Below are 20,429 nucleotides of genomic sequence, written 5' to 3' on the forward strand. Positions count from 1 at the left end.
AAGCGAGAGACTCGAGGATGCATCTTCTTTGGAATTGCTTGCGAAGATGTTGCGGATGTAGCACTTCGGAGGGTACTTCTTCTTGGAAGTTGCTATGAAGTGTTTGAAGGTTATTATTGTGGGGCAACGAGGCGCTTTGCTGTCGTTGCGGCTTTGCATTCTGCAACTTGCAACTTGCAACTTGCATCCTGCTAAGTTTGCTTTCTTGCTTCGTGCAAGCTTACCTCCTTGCTCTGCCTCCTGCAAAGCTGGGAATTAACTGCTGTAACTCCAACAAATTTGTTGTTGAAACATATAATTATAATTATGAAATGAGGATTAGACATGTCTATGCTAAAAACCGTAAACTGCGGTACTTTAACAAAAGCTGATGTTGGCACTGAAGTAACATTGAACGGCTGGGTACAACGCCGTCGTGACCTTGGTGGCGTTCTATTTATTGATTTACGTGATCGTACAGGTATCGTGCAAACGGTATTCAACCCAGATTTCTCTGGTCAAGCACTAGAAATCGCTGATCGTGCTCGTAATGAGTATGTTCTTGCTGTGAAAGGTACTGTTGTTGAACGTGATCCAGAAACTTTCAATGCAAACCTTGCTACAGGTGAGATCGAAGTTCGTGTTACTGAGATCGAAGTAATGAATGCAGCGAAAACTCCTCCATTCCCAATCGAAGATGGTGTTGAGGTTGATGAGTCTATTCGTTTGAAATACCGTTATCTTGACCTTCGTCGTCCGGAAATGCAAAAAACTTTGTTGCTTCGTTCTAAAGCAGCAAAAATTTTCCGTGATTTCCTTGACGGTAATGGCTTCATCGATGTTGAAACACCAATTCTTACAAAGAGTACTCCAGAAGGTGCGCGTGACTATCTAGTACCATCTCGTGTACACGAAGGGGAATTCTTTGCACTACCACAATCTCCACAAATCTTTAAGCAATTGCTTATGGTTGGTGGTATAGAACGTTACTACCAAATCGCTCGTTGTTTCCGTGATGAAGATTTGCGTGCTGATCGTCAACCTGAGTTCACTCAAGTCGACATTGAGACTTCATTCTTGTCTCAAGATCAATTGCTAGGCATGATGGAAGATCTTATGGCGAAATTGCTACTTGAAACTGTTGGTGTTGAACTTCAACTTCCATTCCAACGTATTACGTACAAAGACGCTATGAACAAATACGGTTCAGACAAACCAGATCTTCGTTTCGGTCTTGAAATCGAAGATATTACAGATATCGTTTCTACAAGTGATGTGAAAGTGTTTGCATCAGTTGCTGCTGGCGGTGGCGTTGTTAAAGCACTTAACGCTAAAGGCTGTGCAAGCTGGAGTCGTAAAGAACTTGACGATCTACAACCGTTTGCTGCTCGTTATGGTGGTAAAGGTCTTGCATGGATTCAAATTAAAGACGGCGAGTGGAAAGGTCCAATCGTTAAATTCTTGAAACCTGAAGAAATTGCTGCACTAACTGAACGTTTGAACGTTGAAGAAGGCGATCTACTAACATTCTCTGCTGACAAACCAAAAGTTGTTGCAGACGTACTTGGTAACCTTCGTCTTAAATTAGGTAAAGAATTGAATCTGATCGATGAGAAAGCATTCAAATTTGTATGGGTTGTAGACTTCCCATTACTTGGATACGATGAAGATGCGAAACGTTATGTAGCAGAACATCATCCGTTCACTCGTCCTAATGAAGAGGATGTTCATTACTTCGATACTGATCCAGGACAAATTCGTGCGCAAGCTTACGATATCGTCCTGAACGGTTATGAAGTTGGTGGCGGTTCTATGCGTATCTACAAACGTGATGTACAAGAGAAAATGTTCTCTGCTCTTGGATTCTCTATGGAAGAAGCGCAAGAGAAATTCGGCTTCTTACTAGATGCATTTGAGTATGGTACACCTCCACATGGTGGTATTGCCTTCGGTTTCGACCGTCTTGTAATGTTACTAACTGGTCGTACTAACCTTCGTGAAACAATTGCGTTCCCGAAAACAGCTAGTGCAACAGATCTATTGTGTGATGCACCTTCAGAAGTTGAATTGTCTCAACTTGAGCAACTTCATATTCGTACAGTTGTTAAGCCTAAGCCAGTTGCAGAAGCTGTAGCTAATGCTGGTAAAACTGAATAATCGGTCGCTGGCGAAAGGAGATTAGCATTATGCTTCATCAATTTTCACGTAACGAATTGGCGATTGGTTCTGAGGGATTAGATAAGCTAAAAGGAAGTACAGTTGCTGTTCTTGGTATTGGAGGCGTTGGAGGCATGGCTGCCGAGGCACTTGCAAGATCAGCTGTAGGTAGACTAATTCTCATTGACAAAGATGTTGTAGATATTACGAACATTAATCGTCAAATTCATGCACTAACGACTACGGTTGGACAGCCTAAAGCTGATCTAATGCGTGATCGTATTAAACTAATTAATCCCGAATGTGATGTAATTTCGCTTCGCATGTTCTATACAGAAGAGACATATGAGCTATTATTTGCATATGATCTTGATTATGTTGTTGATGCGTCTGATACGATTATTTACAAGGTGCATCTTATTAAAGAGTGTTTAAAGCGTGACATACCAGTTATTTCAAGTATGGGAGCAGCCAATAAAATGGACCCTACTCGTTTGAAAATTGCTGATATTTCAAAAACGCACACCGATCCGCTTGCACGCGTTGTGAGAACAAAGCTGCGCCAAGATGGTATCAAAAAAGGGGTTAAGGTGGTCTTCTCTGATGAGACGCCAATAAAGCCTCGTGAAGACGTTACACAGCGTATTGTGCCAGACAATGCTCCGGAAATTCGGAAAGCACAACAACCGCCATCTAGTAATGCTTTCGTACCAGCGACAGCAGGACTTATAATGGTAAGTGAAGTTGTGAAGGATTTATTGAAATAGAACCACTAGATGCAGCTGTAACTCAGCTGTAACTAGTAGATAAGCCATCGATAGTGGCTAAACAGAAAAGGGTTATCTTCACAATGTGGAGATAACCCTTTTCCTTGTAGTACTGTAGCTGTAAAGTTTAAAACTCCCTTTCATACTGTGAGAAGTGCACCATGATAATTAACGAAAGTTAAAACTCTCTAACATTCATTCTCTAAGGAAGCTCAAACATAGACTCACGCCAATCACTCCTGTATTATGGAAACTATCACATTAAAAAGGGTGGTCACTATGGATACTACTGAACGTTTCTCTGGACGATCTCAGCAATATGTCAAATATCGTCCAAGCTATTCCCAAGAGGTTATTCAGCATTTAATTCAAGAGATAGGTATTATAAGTTCTAATTTTGTAGCAGATATTGGAGCGGGTACAGGAATATTTACCGAAAAATTGTTAGAGCAGCATATTCAGACGGTAGCAGTAGAACCGAACGATGATATGCGTAGCGCTTTAATCCAGCATTTACAATCTTATTTAACAGATAGTACACAAGATAAGCTCCTTTTAACTGTAAGTAATGGCAGTGCTGAGCAAACTGATCTTGCTAATGAAAGTGTTGATCATATTGTATGTGCACAAGCTTATCATTGGTTCAATGCTGAACTAGCGCAAACAGAGTTTAAGCGGATATTGAAGCAAGGTGGACAAGTTGTTCTTCTGTGGAATCAACGTGATGTTGGTGCATCCGCATTTATGAACGATTATGATGCGCTGTTTCTGAAGTATGGTAAAGAGTATGATGAGGTTAAGCATAAACATATAAGTCAGACTTCCCTAAAATCATTTTATGGTGGGTACGAACCGCAACTTGCTAGTTATCAATATTCTCAACAACTTGACCGAGCAGGATTATTCGGAAGAATTCAATCCTCATCTTTTTCACTGCAAGAGACAGATTCTCGTTATGATGAGTATAGTGCTGATATTGAGCATTTATTTGCAAATCATGAGCAAAATGGTATGGTTAATATGCTTTATCGGACTGATATATACTGGGGACAAATGTTATAATCAAAGTAATAGATTATGAATTTGGAAGTGGAAAAATGGATTTATTTACGATGGATGAAGATCAACCAACTACTCAGCATAAATTATTAGCTGATCGAATGCGTCCTCAACAATTAGATGAATATATTGGGCAAGAACATATTGTTGGTGAAGGCAAATTACTGCGTAGAGCAATTGAAGGCGATCAAGTCAGTTCAATCTTATTTTACGGTCCGCCTGGTTGTGGTAAAACAACGCTTGCACATATTATCTCGCAATCAACACAAGCTCAATTTGTTCGGTTGAATGCGGTTGAAACTTCTGTTAAAGATGTTCGTGAAGTGATAGAGACAGCAAAAACGAATAAAGTATTATATGGTCGGAAGACGATTCTATTTCTAGATGAAGTACATCGTTTCAATACATCACGTCAAGATGCACTTTTACCAGCGGTAGAGCAAGGGATTATTATCTTTATTGGTGCAACGACAGAAAATCCATTCCACCATGTTAATGGCGCATTATTGTCACGTTCAACGCTGTTTCAGCTTGAGCCACTTTCTGCAAAGCATGCAAAAATTGCGATGGAGCGGGCTATCGTCAATGAGCAACGAGGTTTAGGATTTATGAAACTAAACGTTGATGAGGATGCTTTAGAGCATTTAGCAGAGATGGCTGGGGGAGACATTCGTCGTGCACTTAATGCACTTGAACTAGCTGCGTTAACAACAAGCTCTGCACCTGATGGGAGCGTTCATATTACCGTTGAAGTAGCGCAAGAATCGATTAGGAAGCGCACTGTTCGAGCGGATACTTCGACCCAATTTGATGTATTATCGGCGTTCCATAAAAGTATTCGCGGGTCGAGTGACGCTGCGCTTTATTGGTTTTTATATGCGGTAGAGAAATTAGGGATGGACCCAATGACATTTTTACGTCGACTCATTGTGGCATGTAGTGAGGATATTGGTCTTGCTAATCCACAAGCGATGGTTCAAGCGGTTACGGCGATGGATGCGTATCATAAAATTGGGTTTCCAGAGGCAAAGTATAATATCGCTCAAGCGATATTGTTTGCCGTTGAAAGTCCGAAGTCCAATGCAACAGCTGTAGCGATCGGCAAAGCGACCTCAATGATCGATCAAGTAGGAATAACTGAAGTGCCCATGCATTTGCGTGATACACATTACAAAGGTGCGGACAAGCTTGGACATAAAGGATATCAATATCCACATGATTATCCTAATCACTATGTGAAGCAGCAATATTTGCCTGATCAAATTGCCAATGCAACGATTTATGAAGCAAGTGATCAAGGAATGGAAGATAAGATTCGTCAGAACCAAGAGCGTAGAAGTCGGAGTAAGTAGTGATGTGATAAGTTCGGGAGAAGGTTTTTTATAAACGAGCATGGGAGTTTTTTAATGTCTATTATTGGAGATTTAATTAATTTTATTTTGCATATTGATGTACATTTAACTACTTTAGTTAACGACTATGGATTACTTATTTATCTGATTTTATTTGCGATTATATTTATTGAAACGGGGATAGTTATTTTTCCATTCCTTCCAGGTGATTCATTACTTTTTGCTGCAGGTGCACTTAGTGCATTATCAGGTTCTACATTAAATTGGTTTTTACTAATAATAATTATGGGCGTAGCTGCGGTGCTTGGTGATAGTTTGAACTATTATTTAGGCAAGAAGCTAGGCAATAACATGTTAAAACATCAATGGCTAAAGAAATTCATCGATGGTAAAAGAATGCGTCAAGCAGAACTTTTTTTTGAAAAAAACGGCGGTAAAGCAATTATGATCGGTCGCTTTATTCCATTCATTCGAACATTTATTCCGTTTATTGCGGGAATGAGTAAAATGAACTACTCACATTTCATTTTCTACAATATTGTAGGTGGTTTTATCTGGGTATTTATCGGAGTAGGTAGCGGGTATTTATTCGGAAATATACCTGTAATTAGAGATAATTTTTCGCTAGTCGTTCTACTTATAGTCGCTATTTCTGTTGTTCCAATTATAATTAGTTATTTTAAAGGCAGAAAGAGTGATCTAGGTGGAAAAACTACCAAATAAATTTCTTTTACCTATGAGTTTATTTTTTGCCATATGTTTTGTTGTGATGTTAATAGGGCTACAAATGAATACATTATGGCTTAACCGTTTAGATACTTATTTTATAAGTTTGATTCAATTAAATATAAATCCATTTAAAACAGAATTATTTAATATCATCACTTTTTTTGGCAGTGTAACAATGATTGGAGCAGTGAGTTTAGGGGTCTTGCTATTTATATATATTAAGAAAAAGTATAGATTACTGTTGTTCATCGCATGTTCTATTATGGTAGGGGTAGGTATTTTACCACAATTATTGAAGAGGCTTATACAAAGAGATCGTCCAAGTGATGCATTAATTCAAGAAACAGGATTTAGTTTTCCGAGTGGACATGCAACAAGTGTGACTTTTTTATATAGCCTTCTTGCGACTGTGTTATGCTTTTATCTAATTCAATATCTTCGCTATAAATATATCATTCTATTAGCAGCCTTTCTGTTAATCATTCTGATTATGATTTCACGAGTATACCTTGGTGTACACTATCCATCGGATGTTCTTGCTGGTTTCTTCCTAGGTTTATGCGAAAGTATCTTTTGTATTTATATTTTGAACAAAAAGAAATACTTATGAAATTAATTATAAGACGAAACAAGGGGCATCCCGAAGTCATTGTTTAATGACTTCGGGATGCCCCTTCGTATATAAGCTACTTAGCAACAAGTCCGAACATATATCCTAAATATGCGAGCAAGATAAACAACAAACAGACGATAACCATAATCCATAGCTTACGTTGTCTAAACGCTATATACGACACGTAAATCATTAGTAATGCTGCAATCCATAACATTGCACTGTTGAGATTGAACTGCCACATAAGCTGAATATCAGGGCTGAATGAGCCATGGTATAGTGATGAGAACAGTCTTGAAGGCGATTCTGTTTGAAGTGTCTCAAGTACATTATGCGGTGGCGCTTGTTGTCCCATAATAGCGGTAATAATAAGAACAACTAATGCCAGTATACTTTCAACTCTTAAAAACCCTTTTGGCGACAGTTGTTTTTCTTTCATTCTTCTTGGATAAAGATAGCCATTACTGAAAGCAAGCCACAATAGCGGCAATATAGCAATATGTTTGATTAACATGTACTGACCATAATTAAGCATTAAGCCATTATTATATTGCTCTGTTGTGAATGTCATCAAGGTTAGTCCAGCAATTAAAGACATGAGTACACAGACAATAGCAAGGGGTGAAAACCATTTAAGAAACTTTGCCCACTGACTATAATCGGTAGCAAACCAACTAACTATGAATAAAATACCGAGCCATATCGTAACAGATGTAAAATGACCAGTATGTACGACTAGCCCTTTGAATGAGCTTAATGAGGATGCATGACTTGCAAATCCGAACCAGACTGAAAGTAATAAAATAAGTAATAGACCGACTTTAGGCATATGTCTATCTTTGGCGAAGGCTGGAATTCCGACCATGATCGCCAGTCCACTAGAACCTAATAGTGTCCATAACCATGCCTCACCAACTGGTAGGTCCAGTAAAATACTACGGATCATAGGGATATAACCTAATTGAAATGCATCCGCATATTCAACCACGATAAGATGTAAAGGCACATATGACATAACTGGAATGCAGATAACGCACAATAATACCAACCATTGAGGAAATACAATGGTTGGCTTAGATGCAGCAGGAACCAGCTGCAAAATGAAATATCCTATTACTAACGAGAAGCAAATATATAATATACTCTCGGAAATATAGGCCATATTATTTGCGTTTTTTCATTGCGAACGCAACCGCTGCAACGATAATTAAGCCAATAATAATGAACGGCCATACTTGGTTTTTGTCTGACTTTGTATCTGTTGTTGAGTCAGTATCAACAATCGGCGTCGATGTTGGCTCTACTGTAGGTTCAATAGTTACTTCAGGCGTAGTAGTCGTAGTAACTTCTTCGGTTGGAGTAGGCGTTGCTTCAGTAGCTGCTATCGTAAACGAGTAGCTTCCATCAATCGCATGACCGTCTGCACCAATAATATTGTATTGTACCGTGTATACTCCATTAGCTAATGGTGAACTTACATCACCAGTTAGCTCATGTTCAGCAACACTAATATTATCAACAACTTGTTCTTCGTTGTTTTCGTTGAATAATTTAAATGTGCTCATACTTGCAATCGTTGAATTGAATGCAATAGTAATTTTCTCTGGAGATGAATCAACTGTTGCATCTGCAGCTGGAGATGATTCAGTAACTTTAGAGTGAGCAAATACTTGCGTTGGAACCAATAGTAGCAATAAACACAGTAACCAAATAGTCTTTTTCAAAATAAAATCCTCCTAAAACTTTTTATATACTTCTCGAAATGCTACCTCGTAATAAAAAGTAGCATCGAAAGCCCTTAGATATTACACTCCATATGCATTATAACAAATGAAATGGTGAAAAGTTAGGCATTAACGATTAAGAGTAAGAACAAGTTATGAACAATAGAAAATAAAGTAACTATGAAAATATGCGATCTACAAAAAGTCTACTTGTAAAAACGTGGTGTATTTCGAGTTGCTCTCCGTTTCTATATAAGTAGCATTACTTTTTAGATATACTAACTGGTAAACTTTATAATTTTTCAGTTGGGAGTAATAAAAACTTGCTATACACGAATATATATGCAATATCTATCAAGAAAGTTAGCTTCTAGAAAATAATGAAGGGAGGTGTATGTCATCTGATTTTTGCCAGATGGCATAAACTTACTTGGAGGATCCCGCGTCAATAGGATGGACGATTTTTCTAATGAGTATACTTTTCATTGTTTATAGTAGTTGCTTATTCATTAATAACACTTGGATTACAGAATGGAAAGAAAAGAAAAAGAATGAAGATATAGCGGAAGGTGTATTTTCACGATTTATTCCCGTATTTAGTTTTTGGTCCGTAAAATACTTGCCAATTTTTTGTCTTATCTGGCTTGGTATGCTACTTCTACAGTTACAACTGTTGATAGTAAGAGAGTTAGAAGCAACTGGGACTTTACTACAACGTAGTTCAGCACTATGGATAGGAACCATAGTTGGCAGTGTATTTGTCGTATTACTGCTGTACATGCTGCATAGGAAGTGGATTCCAAAACGGAAACTCAATGTAGAAGATAGCGCAAGTATAGTAACATTTATTGACGCAAACTTTGAGGAAAATGCTAATATCGCGAATGTTTCGAATATGGAAGGGAACTCAAAATACGACTTTGGTGAAAAGACAGCTAGAGAGGTGATGACCCCGAGACTAGATATGATTTGCTTAGAGTGGAATAAATCATTATCAGTCAATATAGAAACAGCGATTACTCATATGAGAACGAGATATCCTGTTGTGAATCATGATAAAGATGATATTATCGGGTTTGTGCATATTAAGGACTTGCTTGCAAAGTATGATCATAAAACGACGGAATCTCAATGGCAGCAATGGATTAGACCCATCATCACAGTTTCCGATACAATCGCTATTTCTACATTATTAGCAATGATGCAAAAGAAGAAGACACAAATTGCTTTGCTTATTGATGAATATGGTGGAACCTCTGGCATGGCAACACTTGAAGATATATTAGAAGAAATCGTTGGGGATATTCAAGATGAATTTGATGAAGATGAGCATGATATTGTAAAACTACAACCTGACCATTATATGTTGAGTGCAATGTTACTAGTTGAAGAAGTTAACAGTTATTTCAATATTGGACTTGAAGTAGACGATATGGATTCAATCGGTGGTTACATGTACGCAAACATTCAATTTCCCCCGCATATCGGTCAATCTGTAGCTTACAAAAAAGAAGAGGAAAAATACATTTTTACAATTGAACAAATGGATCAGCTGAGAATCACATCAATTAGTGTGAAGAGAATTCAAGCAACAACTAATTGTGATCAGAGATTACGTTAATTGTTCAGTTTTAATAACTAATATGTGAAATATGACAATACGTCGTGTTCAAGAAAAAAACAAGACCTTGTGAAGTGAGAACACTCTCAGCTTCATAAGGTCTTGTTTTTTCTTTATTAAATTTTATGAACCTTATCGATTGTGCCGCCACCAAGACATACATCGCCGTCATATAATACAACAGCTTGTCCAGGGGTAATCGCTTTTTGGTGCTTAGCGAAAGTAATCTTAGCTTCACCGTTAGGCAACTTTTGCACTGTTACTTGCTGATCGGGTTGACGATAGCGGAATTTAGCAGTACATTCGAACGTTTCTGGCTGTTCATCTGCAACAATCCAGTTCATATTGGTAGCTAACAAGCTTTCGGAATATAAACTTTGATGAGTATCACCTTGAACGACATACAATATATTTTTTTCTAAGTCTTTCTCTGCAACGAACCATGGTTCGCCATTACCGTTACCACCAATACCAAGTCCTTGACGTTGACCTAATGTGTAGTACATTAAACCGTCATGACGACCTTTTTTCTCGCCAGTCAAGATATCAATCATGTCACCTGGCTTGGCAGGCAAGTACTGACTTAAAAATTGTTTGAAATTACGTTCACCGATGAAGCAAACACCTGTGCTGTCTTTTTTCTTTGCAGTGTAAAGACCAGCAGCTTCAGCAATTTTACGAACTTCTGGCTTCGGCAGATGACCAATAGGAAACATTGCTTTTGCAAGTTGTTGTTGATTAAGAGCATTCAAGAAGTAGGTTTGATCCTTATTCGAATCAACACCACGTAGTAACTTCGTTACACCATCGGCATCACGTTCAACTTGGGCATAATGACCTGTAGCAAGGAAATCTGCATTCAGCTCTTCAGCCTTTTTCAAGAAATCACCAAATTTGATTTCGCGATTACACATCACATCAGGATTCGGTGTTCTTCCACGTTTGTACTCATCTAAGAAATATGAGAAAACTTTGTCGAAATATTGCTTTTCAAAATTTACTGTATAATATGGAATGCCAATCTGATCACAGACGCGACGAACATCTTCAGCATCTTCTTCGGCTGTACAATGTCCAAATTCATCTGTATCATCCCAGTTTTTCATGAATATACCGATTACTTCATAGCCTTGCTCTTTCAATAATAATGCAGCAACAGAAGAGTCAACGCCACCTGACATACCGATAACGACTCTAGTGTTTTGATTAGGATTTGACATAATTACACCACCTTGTTCATTCAAGCATTTCATATTGTAACATATTCAATAAAGTTTTTCATGAATAACTATTGTGAAAATGGAGACGATTGTAGATAGTTATGATACCATATAAGAATAATTGGAATACAATGAATTAAATGAGGTGTATAGAAATATGAAAATTTCTACTAAAGGTCGTTATGGATTAACGATAATGATGGAATTGGCTATGAAGTTTGGAGAAGGCCCAATCTCTTTGAAAAGTATTGCCGAGAAAAATAGTTTATCAGAGCATTATTTGGAGCAACTAATTGCACCTTTACGTAATGCAGGTTACGTAAAAAGTATTCGTGGCGCATATGGCGGCTATGTGCTGTCTAAGGAACCTGCAGAAATAACGACAGGTGACATCATTCGAGTGCTCGAAGGTCCAATATCTCCAGTCGACTTCACAGAAGAAGATGATCCTGCGAAACGCAATCTGTGGTTACGTATTCGCGATAGTATCGCTAATGTTATGGATTCTACAACATTGGAACATCTAATTAATTATTCAGAAGAGCAGGACAAAGATAATAGCGATAGCTATATGTTCTACATTTAATAATGGAGTGAAGTAAGCATATGAAGTCATATTACTTTGATCATGCAGCAACAACTCCGATACATCCAGACGTTATTGCTGCAATGATTGCAACAATGCAACAAGGTCCGGGAAATGCTTCAAGTATTCATCGCTTTGGAAGAAACGCCAAACATAGCCTTAATCAGTCCCGCGACAAAATCAGTTCTATGCTTGGATGTAAGCCGAATGAATTTACTTTCACATCTGGTGGAACTGAAAGTGATAACTTGGCAATCATTGGTGCTGCGAGAGCACAAGCATTGAAGGGTAGAAAGCATCTTATAACATCTGCTATTGAACATCATGCAGTAATACATTCTATGGAATGGCTTGCTAACAATGAAGGATTCGATTTAACAATAATATCTGTTGACCAGCAAGGTTATGTAAATATGGCTGAGCTACAAGATGCATTAAGTGAACAAACCGCATTAGTAAGTATTATACATGGCAATAATGAAGTAGGTACTATTCAACCTATTGAGCAAATAGGTGAACTTGTTCATCAAGTAGGTGCGTTATTTCATGTTGATGCTGTTCAAACACTCGGATGTGTCACATACTCTCTTCAACAATTACCGGTTGATCTCATGAGTTTCTCCTCTCATAAAATAAATGGTCCTCAAGGCATTGGTGGTTTATATATAGCGACAGGTACTCCTATTGAAGCATTACAACAAGGTGGCACACAAGAAAGAAAACGTAGAGCTGGAACAGAAAATCTTGCGGGGATAGTTGGTTTTGCAACAGCTCTTGACATTTGTGTGAACAAGCGCGAAAAATGGCAACCTTTTGTGACAAATCTTCGTAATAGATGGGTAGAGCTGTTACAACAAGAATTAGAAAAGTATCCGATCATCGTGAATAGTGATCTTGATCATGGGTTATCTCATATCGTAAACATAAGCTTTGTTGGTGTTGATACAGAAAGCATGTTAATGAATTTGGATATGGCAGGAATTGCAGTTTCAAGCGGTTCGGCTTGTACTTCTGGATCGTTAGAACGTTCACATGTGTTGAAAGCAATGGGGCTAAGTACTGATCGATTAAATAGTGCTGTAAGATTTAGCTTTGGAATGGGCAATACTATAGAGGAAATCGAAGAGGCTGCAACAATAGTTGCTAGTATCGTAAAACGAATCCACTCTTAAGAATATGTTTCCGAGGCAGCTTTTCATATTGTTAAGAGTAATATCTGTGCAAATATATGAAAAGTCTGAGTAGTATGCTTACGGAGTAACTTTTCTTACTAAGAAAAGTTACTCACGAAGTCTATGAAAGGTTTTAGGAGGCAGCATTTAACATGATCAGGCTTCAGCAATTAATCGGACTACCTGTCTTAACGATCAACAATGGTAAAAAAATTGGTGTCGTCAAGGATGCATGGTTTGATGAGCATTGGAAACTGAAAGGTTTAGTGCTTGAATATGCAAAATGGTTTGCTGTGAAGGTGCGTACAGTACAATGGAGCGCGGTGTTAACTTGTGGAGATGATGCAGTTTTTATCGCAGATGAGTCACAAGTTGTAACAGGTAAGAAACAGCTACTACAGCGTGCTTATTGTATGGGAGTCGTCCAATTGAAGGACATGCCTGTCATAACTGTGACCGGTTCGCAACTTGGTAGAGTGTCCGATGTATATTTTTACCCATTTCAGGATACACAGATAGTAGGTTATGAGCTTACAGATGGTTTTGTTTCGGATCTAATTGAAGGACGAAAATGGCTCAGAACACCGAGTGATCTTAATGAAGTATTGCTTGGTCAAGATGCGATAATCGTTCCAGCTGTTAGTGAATCAGAATTGGAGCCAGTCGCAGCTTCCAATGTCAGAGGATAGGGAGTAGTGTTTATGAGATGTCCGAACTGTAACTCGAAAGATATAGGTAAAATCGGATCACACCAATTCTATTGCTGGGGCTGCTATATTGAATTAGCTGTCAACGGTGATAAAATGTCAGTGTATCAAGTTGAAGAAGATGGTACATTAAGTTCTTTGGATGATTTGTTTTTTGAAGATCAGTCAGCAGAACAACCTGAAATACACTTAAATTAACATGCAATGGATTTCACCTAGCATGTATCAACTATAGAAGGTCTGTAGCTTAGAATGATGCCCAATGAAACGGTCATTTACTTATTCGCTGCATGACCTTCTTTTTTGTGCGGATTTATTTAGGTGCAACTTTACAAAGTAAAGAAAGTCTAATATTATTATGGTAAAAAATGTATGTACGAACTTACAATCAGGACTTATGGAGTACGTGAGTATAAATGGTAATTATTAGAATCTATACTTATATAAACCGTCGAGTAGGTCATGCTGGATGATCTGGCCAATAGCTAGCCATATGACATTCAAAACGGTACGCTCCTATGTCAAAATAAAAGTAGGTTCACTCGATCCCTTTTTGGTCATTGACGCTTATATTGCCTCAATTCATCATCAGAGATATACCCGTCGGAAAAGGTATTATTCGTAATTATTGTGAAGAAGTAAAAACGAGTGATGAGAGCTACACCCACGGCGAGATGCTCGCTGACTCTCCAAAACTCGTTGCCAGGTTGTGCATTTACCATTAAGCGGTGTGAACTGACATGTTACGAGATCAAATATCAATATTCCTTTCGTGAATTATTTTGTATTTATTATCGTTAAGAATATAATAAGTGATTTTTATTTATTGAAATAGACCTTTTAAAATATAATTTCTTTAAGGTGGGATGTATAATGAGCATGGATAATGAGAATTTAAATCGTGAAATAAAAGAAAACGAAGATATAAATAGTTATATTCAAGTAACTCCTACACGAAAAATAATAGCAATGCGTACACTTCAAAGCGCAAGAGAAATCCCTCACTCCCTCAATACAATAGAGACAGATGTAACAAATCTTGTATTGCTCCGAGCAAAACTTAAATATGATTTTATGAATAAAAATAAAGTGAACTTAACATATCTTCCATTTCTCATAAAAGCTGTTTCCACTGCTATAACTGAATACCCGGTGATTAACTCAGTGTGGGCAGTAGACAAAATTATTGTTAAACGTGATGTGAATGTGTCTCTGCTAATAGGTACCGAGGATGCTGTTCTCGCTCCAGTCATCAAACATGCAGATAAGAAGAGTATTACAGAAATCGCAATTGAAATCGATAGCTTAACGCGACTGGCTCGTTCAGGTAAGCTTAAACTTGATCAAATACAAGAAGGCACGATTACAATTAATAATACTGGAGCATTTGGTTCCATACTTTCTTATCCTACTATCAATTATCCTCAAGCAGCCATATTGACATTTGAATCTATCGTAAGTAGACCTCGAGTCATCCATGAGATGATTGCTATCCGCTCTGTTGTTAACCTGTGTCTTTCTAGCGATAGTCGAGTATTGGATGCCAATATCGTTGGGCAATTTTTGAAAAAAACAAAAGAATACATGGAAGCTTATCATTTAGATACAGTTATTACTAAATTATAGAAATTTGATTGTAACTATTCATTTAAGCCGATAGCAGGCAGTTCATCTGAATTGGAGTGAGATGTCTGATTCAGTTTGAAGACAAGCCACACGATTCTTGCCAAATGTCTACCAATCAATTGTTTTTGTAAAGTAAACGAGTGTATGTATCAGATGATCGAGGATATATTACCCATACAAATGAAAGGAATTATTGGTACTTATCAAAGCTACATTGATCACCAGATGGCAGCTTAGTAGCCTTTCAAGCCGAATCTAATGGGTTTATGATCTTGAGTTAAGGTCATTTTTATAGCAGTAGGGATATTATTGGGATGGATGTCAGATGGCATGCTCGTTTATATGAACACACAAGATCAGATGTCGTATTTTGAAAAAATAACAGAGGGTTTCGAGATTCGATCGTTCTTTAATAGTCTATACTCGATTAACGATAGGTTATTATTAGTTTTACAAAAAGCAGCAACTCTTTATCTTAAGAGTTGCTGCTTTTTGTGCTGAATAGGAATACTTGTACATATAATGGCAAAGAATAGTTAGAATGAAGGTGGTGTGACGATTGGAGCGATTTACGAAAAATAGATTTTTTGTCGTCTTAATTTATGCAATATTACTATTAGTAGTTATTTATTTTATGCTTTTGTTAAAGCCGATTCTTGCAACCATTTTTTCATTCTTAAAGGCTGTTCTCGGACCTTTTATCGTTGCTATGATTATTTCTTACATTCTGAATCCTATCGTTACTATGTTACATGAACGGAAAGTCCCACGAACGATGGCTGTATTATTAATCTATGCTGTTTTTTGTACGATTTTAACCGTGATTATTATTAACTTTATTCCTATGTTCCTCGAACAGATGCAAGAGTTGAATAAACACTTACCTGAACTTTCCATGCGAGCCCAAGGACTAGTTACAGATTTTAATAATAACGCACTTCTACCAGAAAGTTTACGCGAAGGTGTCAATAAATCATTAGTATTAATGGAACGTCGCATCTCAGAAACATTACTTACTTTTGTCAACAATATTGGTGAGATGGTTGGTGCTTTATTCGTAGTTTTTGTTGTACCATTTCTAGCGTTTTACATTTTGAAAGATTTTGATGTGTTTGAACGTGCAGTAATAAGGTATGTTCCTAAGTCTCATCGTAAAAACACGGTTAGATTGTTGAAGGACATAGATGATGCATTGGGCAGTTATATACGGGGACAACTATTAGTATGTGTCATTGTTGGAACGTTAGCGTATGTAGGATATTTATTAGTGGGCATGCCTTATGCATTACTACTAGCGAGCATCGTTGCAGTTACCAATGTCATCCCATATGTCGGACCTTTTATTGGAGCTGCACCAGCTTTATTGATGGCATCAACAGTTTCTGTAAAAATGATGCTGCTTATCGTCATCGTTAATACAATCTGTCAAATTCTTGAAGGTAACATTATTTCTCCACAAGTAGTAGGTCGTACATTACATTTACATCCACTATTGATCATCTTTGCACTCATCGTAGGTGGTCAAGTTGCAGGAATTATTGGAATGATTCTTGCTGTTCCGATATTTGCTACAGGAAAAGTGATTGTACAGCATATGTTTGCTTACTATGTTCGAAGAAAGATTATTTGACAGCTATATAGTCACTAGCTATAATTTGTACAGAAGTAATATAAGTTGTAGTTCATAAAGCAGTCTTTGATAACGATGATTAACTTCATAGTTTATTCGACATCGAATATGAAGCGAACTTGGAAAGTCAGGGCCGCGTGTACCAATTACGTACACTTGAGTTTCCTCCTTCCTCAAGTGCGCTCCATCTTCTCGATTCTGAAAGCATGCTTTATTAACCTTCATTGGAAGAGGTAGTTCAAAAAGTTAGACAATCAATAACAACAAAACGTCGACGAAATCAATTATGTTATAGCCCATTAGCCAGAGATAGCGTTCCTTTTCATAATGAATTGGTTGGAAGAGCGCTTCTAATGAAGGATAACAGAAAGCTATTTTCTGAGTGTGAGTGAAACTCATCGGGTGGACCCGTTATTGTCCTTGAAGGCGATTGTGATGCTATGCTCACAATAACCAGGGTGGTACCGCGAAATAACATTCGTCCCTGTTTTAACAGGGGCTTTTTTTGTTTTCATTTACTAAACAAATTAGCAATAACTTACAGTCATCTACGAAAAGGTTAAGCTTTCGATGTAACTTTTCATTACAGAGAAGTATATCGAATATTATATGAAAAGTTAGATTATGCTTACGTTGCAATTTTTCGTTGCATAGTCGTATAACAGTCATCTACGAAAAATAGGTTAAGCTTTCGATGTAACTTTTCATTACAGAGAAGTATATCGAATATTATATGAAAAGTTAGATTATGCTTACGTTGCAATTTTTCGTTGCATAGTCGTATAACAGTCATCTACGAAAAATTTTAGGAGGTCATAAAATGAAAGCAAGTGAAATTCGCGCGAAATGGTTAGCTTTTTTTGAAAGTAAAGGACATGCTGTTGAACCTAGTGCTTCTCTAGTTCCACATAATGATCCATCTCTACTATGGATTAATGCAGGTATGGCTCCATTAAAATCATACTTTGATGGTCGTGAAATCCCAGCAAATCCACGTATTACGAACTCACAAAAATGTATACGTACAAATGATATTGAGAATGTTGGTAAAACTCGTCGTCATCATACATTTTTCGAAATGCTTGGTAACTTCTCTATTGGTGATTATTTCAAGGAAGAAGTTATAACTTGGGCGTGGGAATTCTTAACGGATAAGAAGTGGATTGGATTCGATCCAGAGCGACTTTCTGTTACTGTTTATCCTGAGGATGAGGAAGCTTATCGTTACTGGAATGAGAAGATTGGCTTGCCAGCAGAACGCATTTATAAATTAGAAGAAAATTTCTGGGATATTGGTGAAGGTCCTTGCGGTCCATGTACAGAGATATTCTATGATCGTGGCGATAAATATGGTGATCTTAATGATCCAGAATGTTGGCCAGGTGGGGAGAATGAGCGTTTCCTAGAAGTATGGAACCTTGTATTCTCACAATTCAACCATAATAAAGATGGTAGCTATACTCCGCTTCCGAATAAAAACATCGATACAGGTGCTGGTTTAGAACGTATCACATCGATCCTGCAAGATGCAGAATCAAACTTTGATACAGACCTATTTATGCCGATTATTAATTGCACATGTGAAATCGCAGGCGTGTCATATAAAGTATCAGAAGATCAAGACGTAGCGTTGAAAGTTATCGCGGACCATGTTCGTACTGTTGTATTTGCAGTAGGTGATGGCGTTATGCCTTCTAATGAAGGCCGTGGTTATATCATCCGTCGTTTGCTTCGTCGTGCAGTACGTTACGGTAAAGCACTAGGTGTAGACAAGCCATTCCTATATGGACTTACAGGCATCGTTGGTGATGTAATGGGTGTCTACTATCCAGAAGTAGTGGAAAAACGTGAATTTATTGAAAAAGTGATTAGAACAGAGGAAGAACGCTTCCACGAAACATTATCTGATGGTCTTGTATTACTATCTAATCTAGTTGATCATGCAAAAGCAAATAAAATCACTGTAATTAATGGTGATGATGCTTTCAAATTGTACGATACTTATGGATTCCCATTTGATTTAACTGAAGATTTTGCTATGGAGCAAGGAATGACTGTAGATCGTGAAGGTTTCGATGCTGCAATGGAAGCACAACGTGAACGTGCTCGTTCTGCACGTCAAGATGCAGGATCTATGAAGGTTCAAGGTGGTCCTCTTGCTGATCTTACGATTAAAAGTCAATTTGTTGGCTATACTGAATTGGTAGTAAAATCCACAATTACAGCACTTGTAACAGAAGATCAACTTCTTGAAGAAGCGGGTGCAGGTACGCAAGTATTACTATTGCTTGATACGACACCATTCTATGCAGAAAGTGGAGGTCAAATCGGTGATAGAGGTACAATTACTGGTGAAGGTTTCGTAATTGAAGTAGAAAACGTTACGAAAGCACCTCATGGACAAACCCTTCATCACGCAGTAGTCGTAGAAGGTATAGCGAAAGTGAATGCGGAAGTAACAGCACAAGTGAACAAATCTGTTCGTGAAGATGTTGTGAAAAATCATACAGCGACACATTTACTACACAAAGCTTTGAAAGAAGTACTGGGTGATCATGTTAATCAAGCAGGTTCTTTAGTAGAAGGTGAACGTCTGCGCTTTGACTTCTCGCATTTCGGTTCTATTACTGCTGAGGAACTCGTAGATATTGAAAGAAGAGTAAATGAGCAAATTTGGCTTGGTACTCCAGTAGTTATCCAGCAAAAGAAAATTGACGAAGCGAAAGCAATGGGCGCTATGGCGTTGTTCGGTGAGAAATATGGTGATGTTGTACGTGTCGTACAAGTCGGCCAATACTCAATTGAACTTTGCGGTGGTTGTCATGTTAACAACACTTCTGAAATCGGACTGTTCAAATTACTAAGTGAAAGTGGTATCGGTTCTGGTGTGCGTCGTATTGAAGCAGTAACTGGAAAACAAGCGTATCTTTATTATGAATCTCAACTTGAAGTATTGAAACAAGCAGCATCACAATTGAAAACTAACGTAGCGGATGTACCAAAACGTATTGATGCACTAAACGGCCAAGTGAAAGAATTAATGCGCGACAATGAATCTCTACAAAACAAACTAAGTCATATAGAAGCAGGTTCATTACTAGATGCCGTTGTTAAAGTAGGAGAAGTTTCAATTCTAACTGCAAAAGTAAATGCATCCAATATGGAAGCTTTACGTAGTATTGTAGATGAGTTGAAAACAAAACTTCCTACAAGCGTTATCGTACTAGGTGCAACAGCAGAAGATAAAGTTAATCTGGCAGCAGCAGTTTCTCAAGATCTTGTGAAAAAAGGCTTCCATGCAGGTAAAATTATTAAAGAAGCAGCTCAGCTATGTGGTGGTAATGGCGGTGGTCGTCCTGATATGGCGCAAGCTGGCGGTAAAGATGTAGAAAAAATTGATCAAGCATTGAAACTTGCACAGGAACTAGTTGTTAGCCAAGCAAATGTGATATAGTAGAACTAAGCCATATGGTATGGCATACGTATT

16 protein-coding genes and 1 pseudogene are annotated in these 20,429 nt (G+C 37.8%); 14 read left to right on the forward strand and 3 right to left on the reverse strand.

Going from position 1 to position 20,429, the window contains the following annotated elements:
• Positions 1-330: 330 nt before the first annotated feature.
• The 6 genes from aspS to NV377_RS12155 all read left to right on the forward strand — a co-directional run bounded on the left by aspS (position 331) and on the right by NV377_RS12155 (position 6,653).
• Positions 331-2,136 (forward strand): aspartate--tRNA ligase, encoded by a 1,806-nt coding sequence (aspS, locus tag NV377_RS12130; RefSeq protein ID WP_258200323.1) that lies wholly within the window; start codon positions 331-333, stop codon positions 2,134-2,136.
• A gap of 29 nt (positions 2,137-2,165) precedes the next feature.
• On the forward strand, positions 2,166-2,903 hold the full coding sequence (locus NV377_RS12135; protein ID WP_258199193.1) for a tRNA threonylcarbamoyladenosine dehydratase: 738 nt from the start codon (positions 2,166-2,168) through the stop codon (positions 2,901-2,903).
• 279 nt (positions 2,904-3,182) lie between these two features.
• On the forward strand, positions 3,183-3,965 hold the full coding sequence (locus NV377_RS12140) for a class I SAM-dependent methyltransferase (RefSeq protein ID WP_258199194.1): 783 nt from the start codon (positions 3,183-3,185) through the stop codon (positions 3,963-3,965).
• A 35-nt stretch (positions 3,966-4,000) separates the two neighbouring features.
• A complete protein-coding gene (locus NV377_RS12145; RefSeq protein ID WP_258199195.1) occupies positions 4,001-5,314 on the forward strand; it encodes a replication-associated recombination protein A in 1,314 nt (437 codons plus the stop codon).
• A 54-nt stretch (positions 5,315-5,368) separates the two neighbouring features.
• Positions 5,369-6,037, forward strand: a complete 669-nt coding sequence (locus NV377_RS12150) for a VTT domain-containing protein (protein ID WP_258199196.1) — start codon at positions 5,369-5,371, stop codon at positions 6,035-6,037.
• Positions 6,018-6,653 carry a phosphatase PAP2 family protein gene (locus NV377_RS12155; protein ID WP_258199197.1) on the forward strand — a complete coding sequence of 212 codons (636 nt, stop codon included), beginning with the start codon at positions 6,018-6,020 and terminating at the stop codon, positions 6,651-6,653. The genes NV377_RS12150 and NV377_RS12155 overlap by 20 nt, the downstream gene beginning before the upstream one ends.
• 76 nt (positions 6,654-6,729) lie before the next feature.
• Here NV377_RS12155 and NV377_RS12160 read toward each other — a convergent pair whose 3' ends face one another.
• Entirely contained in the window at positions 6,730-7,755 is a 1,026-nt protein-coding gene (locus NV377_RS12160; RefSeq protein WP_258199198.1) for a CopD family protein, read from the reverse strand.
• 64 nt (positions 7,756-7,819) lie between these two features.
• The gene (locus NV377_RS12165) at positions 7,820-8,380 is read right to left on the reverse strand and encodes a copper resistance CopC family protein (RefSeq protein WP_258199199.1); all 561 of its coding nucleotides are present in this window, start codon (positions 8,378-8,380) and stop codon (positions 7,820-7,822) included.
• Positions 8,381-8,849: 469 nt separating this feature from the next.
• Here NV377_RS12165 and NV377_RS12170 point away from each other — a divergent pair, with 469 nt between their 5' ends.
• Entirely contained in the window at positions 8,850-10,001 is a 1,152-nt protein-coding gene (locus NV377_RS12170; RefSeq protein ID WP_258199200.1) for a hemolysin family protein, read from the forward strand.
• A gap of 116 nt (positions 10,002-10,117) precedes the next feature.
• Here the strand turns inward: NV377_RS12170 and mnmA are convergent, their stop codons facing one another.
• Positions 10,118-11,221, reverse strand: a complete 1,104-nt coding sequence (gene mnmA / locus NV377_RS12175; RefSeq protein WP_258199201.1) for a tRNA 2-thiouridine(34) synthase MnmA — start codon at positions 11,219-11,221, stop codon at positions 10,118-10,120.
• A gap of 157 nt (positions 11,222-11,378) precedes the next feature.
• On the opposite strand from mnmA, the gene cymR reads away from it, so the two are divergent.
• The 7 genes and pseudogenes from cymR to alaS all read left to right on the forward strand — a co-directional run bounded on the left by cymR (position 11,379) and on the right by alaS (position 20,396).
• On the forward strand, positions 11,379-11,807 hold the full coding sequence (cymR, locus tag NV377_RS12180; RefSeq protein WP_258199202.1) for a cysteine metabolism transcriptional regulator CymR: 429 nt from the start codon (positions 11,379-11,381) through the stop codon (positions 11,805-11,807).
• 20 nt (positions 11,808-11,827) lie between these two features.
• Positions 11,828-12,979: a cysteine desulfurase family protein gene (locus NV377_RS12185; protein ID WP_258199203.1), complete on the forward strand. Its 1,152-nt coding sequence runs from the start codon at positions 11,828-11,830 to the stop codon at positions 12,977-12,979.
• 152 nt (positions 12,980-13,131) lie between these two features.
• Positions 13,132-13,668 (forward strand): PRC-barrel domain-containing protein, encoded by a 537-nt coding sequence (locus NV377_RS12190; RefSeq protein WP_258199204.1) that lies wholly within the window; start codon positions 13,132-13,134, stop codon positions 13,666-13,668.
• Between the two features lie 12 nt (positions 13,669-13,680).
• Positions 13,681-13,884 carry a YrzR-like zinc ribbon domain gene (locus tag NV377_RS12195; protein WP_258199205.1) on the forward strand — a complete coding sequence of 68 codons (204 nt, stop codon included), beginning with the start codon at positions 13,681-13,683 and terminating at the stop codon, positions 13,882-13,884.
• Positions 13,885-14,619: 735 nt separating this feature from the next.
• Positions 14,620-15,312 (forward strand): annotated as a pseudogene (locus NV377_RS12200) (2-oxo acid dehydrogenase subunit E2); the annotation flags it as partial.
• 559 nt (positions 15,313-15,871) lie between these two features.
• Positions 15,872-16,942: an AI-2E family transporter gene (locus NV377_RS12205; RefSeq protein WP_258199206.1), complete on the forward strand. Its 1,071-nt coding sequence runs from the start codon at positions 15,872-15,874 to the stop codon at positions 16,940-16,942.
• Between the two features lie 820 nt (positions 16,943-17,762).
• Positions 17,763-20,396 (forward strand): alanine--tRNA ligase, encoded by a 2,634-nt coding sequence (gene alaS, locus NV377_RS12210; protein WP_258199207.1) that lies wholly within the window; start codon positions 17,763-17,765, stop codon positions 20,394-20,396.
• Positions 20,397-20,429: the final 33 nt, after the last annotated feature.

Source organism: Paenibacillus endoradicis (genome assembly GCF_024721975.1).

Bases quoted from the DNA above. Each gene is read 5' to 3' on its own strand.
- NV377_RS12150 (WP_258199196.1), top strand. From the start codon at position 5,369: ATGTCTATTATTGGAGATTTAATTAATTTTATTTTGCATATTGATGTA.
- cymR (WP_258199202.1), top strand. From the start codon at position 11,379: ATGAAAATTTCTACTAAAGGTCGTTATGGATTAACGATAATGATGGAA.
- NV377_RS12135 (WP_258199193.1), top strand. From the start codon at position 2,166: ATGCTTCATCAATTTTCACGTAACGAATTGGCGATTGGTTCTGAGGGA.
- alaS (WP_258199207.1), top strand. From the start codon at position 17,763: ATGAAAGCAAGTGAAATTCGCGCGAAATGGTTAGCTTTTTTTGAAAGT.
- aspS (WP_258200323.1), top strand. From the start codon at position 331: ATGCTAAAAACCGTAAACTGCGGTACTTTAACAAAAGCTGATGTTGGC.
- mnmA (WP_258199201.1), bottom strand. From the start codon at position 11,221: ATGTCAAATCCTAATCAAAACACTAGAGTCGTTATCGGTATGTCAGGT.
- NV377_RS12145 (WP_258199195.1), top strand. From the start codon at position 4,001: ATGGATTTATTTACGATGGATGAAGATCAACCAACTACTCAGCATAAA.
- NV377_RS12170 (WP_258199200.1), top strand. From the start codon at position 8,850: ATGAGTATACTTTTCATTGTTTATAGTAGTTGCTTATTCATTAATAAC.
- NV377_RS12195 (WP_258199205.1), top strand. From the start codon at position 13,681: ATGAGATGTCCGAACTGTAACTCGAAAGATATAGGTAAAATCGGATCA.
- NV377_RS12140 (WP_258199194.1), top strand. From the start codon at position 3,183: ATGGATACTACTGAACGTTTCTCTGGACGATCTCAGCAATATGTCAAA.
- NV377_RS12185 (WP_258199203.1), top strand. From the start codon at position 11,828: ATGAAGTCATATTACTTTGATCATGCAGCAACAACTCCGATACATCCA.
- NV377_RS12190 (WP_258199204.1), top strand. From the start codon at position 13,132: ATGATCAGGCTTCAGCAATTAATCGGACTACCTGTCTTAACGATCAAC.